At 47.1% G+C, this 6,616-nt stretch carries 6 protein-coding genes; all 6 read left to right on the forward strand.

Annotated features, from left to right (window positions below; translation table 11 throughout):
* Nucleotides 1-14: 14 nt before the first annotated feature.
* The 6 genes from cidR to efeB all read left to right on the forward strand — a co-directional run bounded on the left by cidR (nt 15) and on the right by efeB (nt 6,436).
* The gene (gene cidR / locus RAC86_RS33365) at nt 15-920 is read left to right on the forward strand and encodes a cidABC operon transcriptional activator CidR (RefSeq protein WP_003227377.1); all 906 of its coding nucleotides are present in this window, start codon (nt 15-17) and stop codon (nt 918-920) included.
* A 7-nt stretch (nt 921-927) separates the two neighbouring features.
* The gene (gene thiM, locus RAC86_RS33370) at nt 928-1,746 is read left to right on the forward strand and encodes a hydroxyethylthiazole kinase (protein ID WP_015250932.1); all 819 of its coding nucleotides are present in this window, start codon (nt 928-930) and stop codon (nt 1,744-1,746) included.
* Nucleotides 1,743-2,411 (forward strand): thiamine phosphate synthase, encoded by a 669-nt coding sequence (gene thiE / locus RAC86_RS33375; RefSeq protein ID WP_033884869.1) that lies wholly within the window; start codon nt 1,743-1,745, stop codon nt 2,409-2,411. The genes thiM and thiE overlap by 4 nt, the downstream gene beginning before the upstream one ends.
* Nucleotides 2,412-2,567: 156 nt before the next feature.
* Complete coding sequence (efeU, locus tag RAC86_RS33380) at nt 2,568-4,013, forward strand: ferrous ion permease EfeU (RefSeq protein ID WP_326146873.1); 1,446 nt, start codon at nt 2,568-2,570, stop codon at nt 4,011-4,013.
* Nucleotides 4,010-5,167 carry an iron uptake system protein EfeO gene (gene efeM / locus RAC86_RS33385; RefSeq protein WP_161476618.1) on the forward strand — a complete coding sequence of 386 codons (1,158 nt, stop codon included), beginning with the start codon at nt 4,010-4,012 and terminating at the stop codon, nt 5,165-5,167. Before efeU ends, efeM begins: the two co-directional genes overlap by 4 nt.
* 18 nt (nt 5,168-5,185) lie before the next feature.
* A complete protein-coding gene (efeB, locus tag RAC86_RS33390) occupies nt 5,186-6,436 on the forward strand; it encodes an iron uptake transporter deferrochelatase/peroxidase subunit (protein ID WP_017697028.1) in 1,251 nt (416 codons plus the stop codon).
* Nucleotides 6,437-6,616: the final 180 nt, after the last annotated feature.

The following is a 6,616-nucleotide window of genomic DNA, read 5'->3' on the forward strand; positions in this document are numbered from 1 at the left end:
AAAGGGTGAAGCACATGGATATCCGCCATTTAACATATTTCTTGGAAGTCGCCCGTTTAAAAAGTTTTACGAAGGCTTCCCAATCCCTTTATGTTTCTCAGCCGACGATATCAAAAATGATCAAAAATTTAGAAGAAGAGCTCGGAATTGAACTGTTTTACCGAAACGGCAGGCAGGTAGAACTGACTGATGCCGGCCATAGCATGTATGTGCAGGCGCAGGAAATCATTAAATCATTTCAAAACCTGACGTCAGAATTAAATGATATTATGGAAGTCAAGAAAGGGCACGTACGGATTGGACTGCCGCCGATGATCGGATCGGGGTTTTTCCCCAGAGTGCTCGGCGATTTCCGTGAAAACTATCCGAATGTCACCTTTCAGCTAGTCGAAGACGGTTCTATAAAAGTCCAAGAAGGTGTCGGGGACGGCTCTCTTGATATCGGCGTTGTGGTCCTTCCCGCAAACGAAGATATCTTTCATTCGTTTACAATCGTAAAAGAAACCTTAATGCTTGTCGTTCACCCTTCCCACCGGCTGGCTGATGAGAAAGAATGTCAGCTGCGTGAGTTGAAGGACGAGCCTTTTATTTTCTTCAGGGAGGATTTTGTCCTGCACAACCGAATTATGACGGAATGTATCAAGGCTGGGTTCCGGCCCCATATCATTTATGAAACATCACAATGGGATTTTATCAGTGAGATGGTATCAGCAAACCTTGGGATCGGGCTTTTGCCGGAACGGATCTGCCGCGGCCTTGACCCGGAAAAAGTGAAAGTCATTCCTCTTGTCGATCCGGTCATCCCTTGGCACCTCGCCATTATTTGGAGAAAGGACCGGTACTTGTCGTTTGCGGCCAGAGCTTGGCTCGAACATACGAAATCGTATTTATGGGACCCGAAAAAAGATAGTAAAGGATGATGCAAACATGGATGCACAATCAGCAGCAAAATGTCTTACGGCTGTCCGCCGGCATAGCCCACTGGTGCATAGCATAACCAACAATGTCGTAACGAATTTCACAGCAAACGGCCTGCTCGCGCTCGGCGCATCGCCCGTTATGGCGTACGCAAAAGAAGAGGTCGCCGATATGGCGAAAATTGCGGGTGCACTCGTTTTAAATATCGGAACGCTGAGCAAGGAGTCAGTCGAAGCGATGATCATCGCGGGAAAATCAGCTAATGAACATGGCGTTCCCGTCATTCTTGATCCTGTCGGTGCCGGAGCAACACCGTTCCGAACTGAATCGGCACGTGACATCATTCGTGAGGTTCGCCTTGCTGCAATCAGAGGAAATGCGGCGGAAATTGCCCATACCGTCGGTGTGACGGATTGGCTGATCAAAGGTGTTGATGCGGGTGAAGGCGGAGGCGACATCATCCGGCTGGCTCAGCAGGCGGCACAAAAGCTAAACACGGTCATTGCGATAACTGGTGAAGTTGATGTCATAGCCGACACGTCACATGTATACACCCTTCATAACGGCCACAAGCTGCTGACAAAAGTGACAGGCGCCGGTTGCCTGCTGACTTCCGTCGTCGGTGCGTTTTGCGCTGTGGAAGAAAATCCATTGTTTGCTGCTATTGCGGCCATTTCTTCGTATGGGGTCGCCGCTCAGCTTGCCGCACAGCAGACGGCTGACAAAGGCCCTGGAAGCTTTCAGATTGAATTGCTGAACAAGCTTTCAACTGTTACTGAACAAGACGTCCAAGAATGGGCGGCTATAGAAAGGGTGACTGTCTCATGACTCGTATTTCTCGGGAAATGATGAAAGAGTTATTATCTGTATACTTCATTATGGGGTCAAACAATACGAAAGCCGACCCTGTTACAGTTGTACAAAAAGCGTTAAAAGGCGGTGCCACCCTGTACCAGTTCCGTGAAAAAGGCGGGGATGCGCTGACAGGAGAGGCTCGGATTGAATTTGCTGAAAAAGCGCAGGCAGCTTGCCGTGAAGCTGGTATTCCGTTCATTGTCAATGATGATGTGGAATTGGCTCTGAAGCTGAAAGCTGACGGTATCCACATCGGCCAGGAAGACGCAAATGCGAAAGAGGTAAGAGCTGCCATAGGTGATATGATTCTCGGCGTTTCTGCCCATACGATGTCTGAGGTGAAGCAAGCTGAAGAAGACGGAGCCGATTATGTCGGGCTTGGGCCGATCTATCCGACTGAAACGAAAAAAGATACGAGAGCGGTACAAGGGGTATCTCTTATTGAAGCAGTGCGCCGCCAAGGCATCAGCATTCCAATTGTCGGCATCGGCGGCATCACAATAGAAAATGCCGGACCTGTTATCCAAGCGGGGGCCGATGGCGTCAGTATGATCAGCGCCATCAGTCAGGCGGAAGATCCTGAGAGTGCTGCACGCAAGTTTCGTGAGGAAATTCAAACATATAAAACAGAAAGATAATCGTTCATCTTCCTTCAAAAGGCTGTTCTGTAAAAGGACAGCTTTTTTGCTGTCCATCAAGGTTTTCAGACCTTCAAATTTTAATTGACAAAGGACAAGAACTGGCTATGATTATGTTATACAATGATAATCATTTTCAATTATAGGAGGAACATGATGGCTCGGGGGCTGGCACTTATTCTATTCAGCTTGTTGATGGTTTTCGGTTCTGCGGCACATGCGGAAGATGATCCGATCGCCGCATTAATTCAATTAAACAAGCAAATGATCAAATCCGTACAAGACGGAGATATAGACTCGGCACAACAAACGTTTGAAACCTTCAAGGCGAAGTGGAAAAAAGAAGAACCTTCTATTAAGAAAGAAAACCTTTCTTCTCACAGTGAAATGGACGCGAATATCGCGATGATTTCTCTTTCTTTTATCAATAAAGACGCAGGCAAGCTCAAAACACAGCTTGAAGAGCTTTCGTCTCATTTAGAAACCTACCAGCAGGCTGTCGTGCTGCAAAAGACATCCTCAGGTCAATCAAGGGCGTCCTTAACAGCCTATATACAAAGCTTGAAAGACACAAAACAGTTCATAGAAAAAAAGCAATTGGATGAAGCGTCATCCGCAATCGACAATTTAGTTACATCCTGGCTCGCTGTTGAGGGAGACGTCGTTTCCCAATCGAAAGAAGCCTATACGACATCGGAGGAAAATCTGGCGCTGATGAAGGCGGGGATCGGCAGCCATCCTGAAAAGGTATCAAAGCAAATTGACGAAATGATTCATTTGCTCGAGCCGATCGCTTCAAGCAGCTACAGCTGGTGGGATGCGGCGCTGATCCCGATTCGTGAAGGAATGGAGGCCCTCCTTGTCATCGGAGCGCTATTAACCATGACAAAAAAAGCGCGGGTTACGCGTTCCTCGACATGGATCTGGGGTGGGGCGTCCGCCGGCATGGCTGTTTCCTTAGCAGCCGGCATCGGTGTCACGGTTCTGTTCTCTTCCAGTGTATTCGGAGAAAACAATTTCTTGCTTGGCGGCGTTACCGGCGTACTGTCCGCTGTCATGCTTTTGTATGTCGGGGTGTGGCTGCACAGAAACGCCTCAATGGATAAATGGAGAGAAAAAATCAATATCCAGAAGTCACAGGCACTAAAAAAACGAAGCCTGCTTTCCTTTGCGCTCATTGCATTTCTGGCAGTTGTAAGAGAAGGTCTCGAAACGGTCATCTTTTTCATCGGGCTTGTCGGGAAGCTCCCGCTCACTGAACTGATCGGCGGAACTGCCGCAGGGCTTATCGTTCTCGTCATCGTCGGTGTTCTGATGATCAAGCTCGGAATGCGCATTCCATTGAAGCCGTTTTTTCTTCTATCAATGGCGGTTGTCCTGTATATGTGCGTGAAATTTCTCGGAACTGGCGTTCACAGCCTTCAGCTGGCGGGCATTCTTCCGTCTGATGCAGAAAGCTGGCTGCCGTCTGTATCGGTGCTAGGAATTTATCCGTCTGTGTACAGCACGATTCCGCAAATGTTGATTTTCCTCTTTTTACTGATTGCGCTTGTTTCAGAAGCGGCAAAACATTTTACAAACGGAAAGGAACTGACAAAATGAATTTCACAAAAATCGCTGTATCAGCCGGATGCATCCTTGCGCTGTGCGCAGGCTGCGGAGCCAATGACACATCTTCAACCAAAGAAAAAGCTTCATCTGAAAAAAGCGGGGTCACTAAAGAAATCACCGCATCCGTAAATAAAATGGAAACCATCATTTCCAAGCTGAATGACTCAGCGGAAAAAGGAGACCAAAAAGAGATTGAAAAGAAGGGGAAAGAGTTAAACAGCTACTGGCTTTCCTTTGAAAACGACATTCGCAGCGACTATCCATTCGAATATACAGAAATCGAAAAGCATCTTCAGCCAATCTACACAGAAGCGCAAAAAGACAAACCGGATACAGCAAAAATCAAGACAGAATCCGAGTCATTGAAAGCGTCCTTAGAAGACCTGACAGAAGCGAAGAAGAGCGGCAAAAAGGCTAGCGATCAGCTGGCAAAAGCAGCGGATGAGTATAAAGGCTATGTCAAAAAGCAGAGTGGCCAGCTTGTCAAAGCGACTGAAGCATTTACAAGCGCTGTGAAATCCGGCGATATCGAAAAATCTAAAACGTTATATGCGAAAGCGCGTGTTTATTACGAGCGTATCGAACCGATCGCTGAAAGCCTTGGAGATCTTGACCCGAAAATTGATGCACGAGAAAACGATGTTGAAGAAGGAGACAAATGGACAGGCTTCCATAAGCTTGAGAAGGCCATTTGGAAGGATCAAGATATTTCCGGGGAAAAGGCAACAGCTGACCAGCTTCTCAAAGATGTAAAAGAGCTTGACGGTTCAATTCAATCACTGAAATTAACCCCTGAACAAATTGTTGCAGGCGCGATGGAGCTTCTGAACGAAGCCGGAATTTCGAAAATCACGGGAGAAGAAGAGCGCTACTCACGGATTGATTTAGTTGACCTTATGGCAAATGTGGAAGGCTCCGAAGCCGTTTATCAAACAGTGAAAAGCGCGCTTGTAAAAGATCACTCCGACTTGACGGAAAAACTGGATACGGAGTTCAGCGAATTTGAAGTTTTAATGGCAAAATACAAAACAAGTGATCAGTCCTATACGTCTTATGATAAATTAAGTGAAAAGCAAATCAGAGAGCTGAGCACAAAGCTGACGACTCTTTCTGAAACCATGTCGAAGATTGCGAATGTGCTATAAAAGGAGTTTTGTAACATCATGAGCGATGAACAAAAAAAGCCAGAACAAATTCATAGACGGGACATTTTAAAATGGGGAGCGATGGCGGGGGCAGCCGTTGCGATCGGTGCCAGCGGTCTCGGCGGTCTCGCTCCGCTTGTTCAGACTGCGGCTAAGCCATCGAAAAAGGATGAAAAAGAGGAGGAGCAGATTGTTCCGTTTTACGGAAAGCATCAGGCCGGAATCACAACTGCCCATCAGACGTATGTCTATTTTGCTGCACTGGATGTAACAGCAAAAGACAAAAGCGACATCATTACGTTATTTAGAAACTGGACAAGTCTCACACAGATGCTGACATCTGGCAAGAAAATGTCAGCGGAGCAGAGAAATCAATATCTGCCGCCGCAGGATACAGGTGAGTCTGCTGATTTATCCCCTTCCAACTTAACGGTCACATTCGGATTTGGGCCTGGCTTTTTTGAAAAAGACGGAAAGGACCGTTTCGGGCTGAAAAGCAAAAAACCGAAGCACCTAGCCGCTCTTCCAGCGATGCCCAATGACAACCTGGATGAAAAGCAGGGAGGCGGGGACATCTGCATTCAAGTATGTGCAGACGACGAGCAAGTGGCGTTTCACGCGCTGCGTAACCTGCTAAATCAAGCGGTCGGCACTTGTGAGGTCCGCTTTGTGAACAAAGGCTTTTTAAGCGGAGGAAAAAATGGCGAAACACCGCGCAATCTCTTCGGGTTTAAAGATGGAACAGGCAACCAGAGCACGGAGGATGACAGCTTGATGAACTCGATCGTGTGGGTTCAGTCCGGTGAGCCTGACTGGATGACGGGCGGCACCTATATGGCTTTCCGGAAAATCAAAATGTTCCTTGAGATATGGGACCGCTCTTCCCTCAAGGACCAAGAGGATACCTTCGGCCGCAGAAAAAGCTCAGGGGCGCCTTTCGGACAGAAAAAGGAAACAGATCCCGTGAAGCTGAATCAAATTCCGTCTAATTCACACGTCAGTCTAGCGAAATCTACGGGAAAACAAATTTTGCGAAGAGCTTTCTCTTACACAGAAGGACTTGATCCGAAAACCGGCTATATGGATGCAGGTCTTCTGTTTATCAGTTTTCAAAAAAATCCCGACAATCAGTTTATCCCGATGCTGAAGGCTCTTTCAGCAAAGGATGCGTTAAACGAATATACACAAACAATCGGTTCTGCTTTATATGCATGCCCAGGCGGCTGCAAAAAAGGAGAATATATTGCCCAACGTTTGCTGGAATCATAAAAGAAGCCTTTACAGGCTTCTTTCAGCGTGTCGACAAACCCTCGCATTCGTTGTCAAGCCTGTGCGTTGGTGCTCACGAATTAGAGCATTCGCTCCGCTCCAATGCTCGGCTTTCCTAGACTTCAAGGGTTTTCAATCACGCTGAAAGGATGACAAAATCCTAAAACTTTTTAGGAATTT

Source organism: Bacillus sp. LR_5 (assembly GCF_042709275.1).

Coding starts and splice junctions, on each gene's coding strand:
- efeB (WP_017697028.1), top strand. CDS start 5,186: ATGAGCGATGAACAAAAAAAGCCAGAACAAATTCATAGACGGGACATT.
- thiE (WP_033884869.1), top strand. CDS start 1,743: ATGACTCGTATTTCTCGGGAAATGATGAAAGAGTTATTATCTGTATAC.
- efeU (WP_326146873.1), top strand. CDS start 2,568: ATGGCTCGGGGGCTGGCACTTATTCTATTCAGCTTGTTGATGGTTTTC.
- efeM (WP_161476618.1), top strand. CDS start 4,010: ATGAATTTCACAAAAATCGCTGTATCAGCCGGATGCATCCTTGCGCTG.
- thiM (WP_015250932.1), top strand. CDS start 928: ATGGATGCACAATCAGCAGCAAAATGTCTTACGGCTGTCCGCCGGCAT.
- cidR (WP_003227377.1), top strand. CDS start 15: ATGGATATCCGCCATTTAACATATTTCTTGGAAGTCGCCCGTTTAAAA.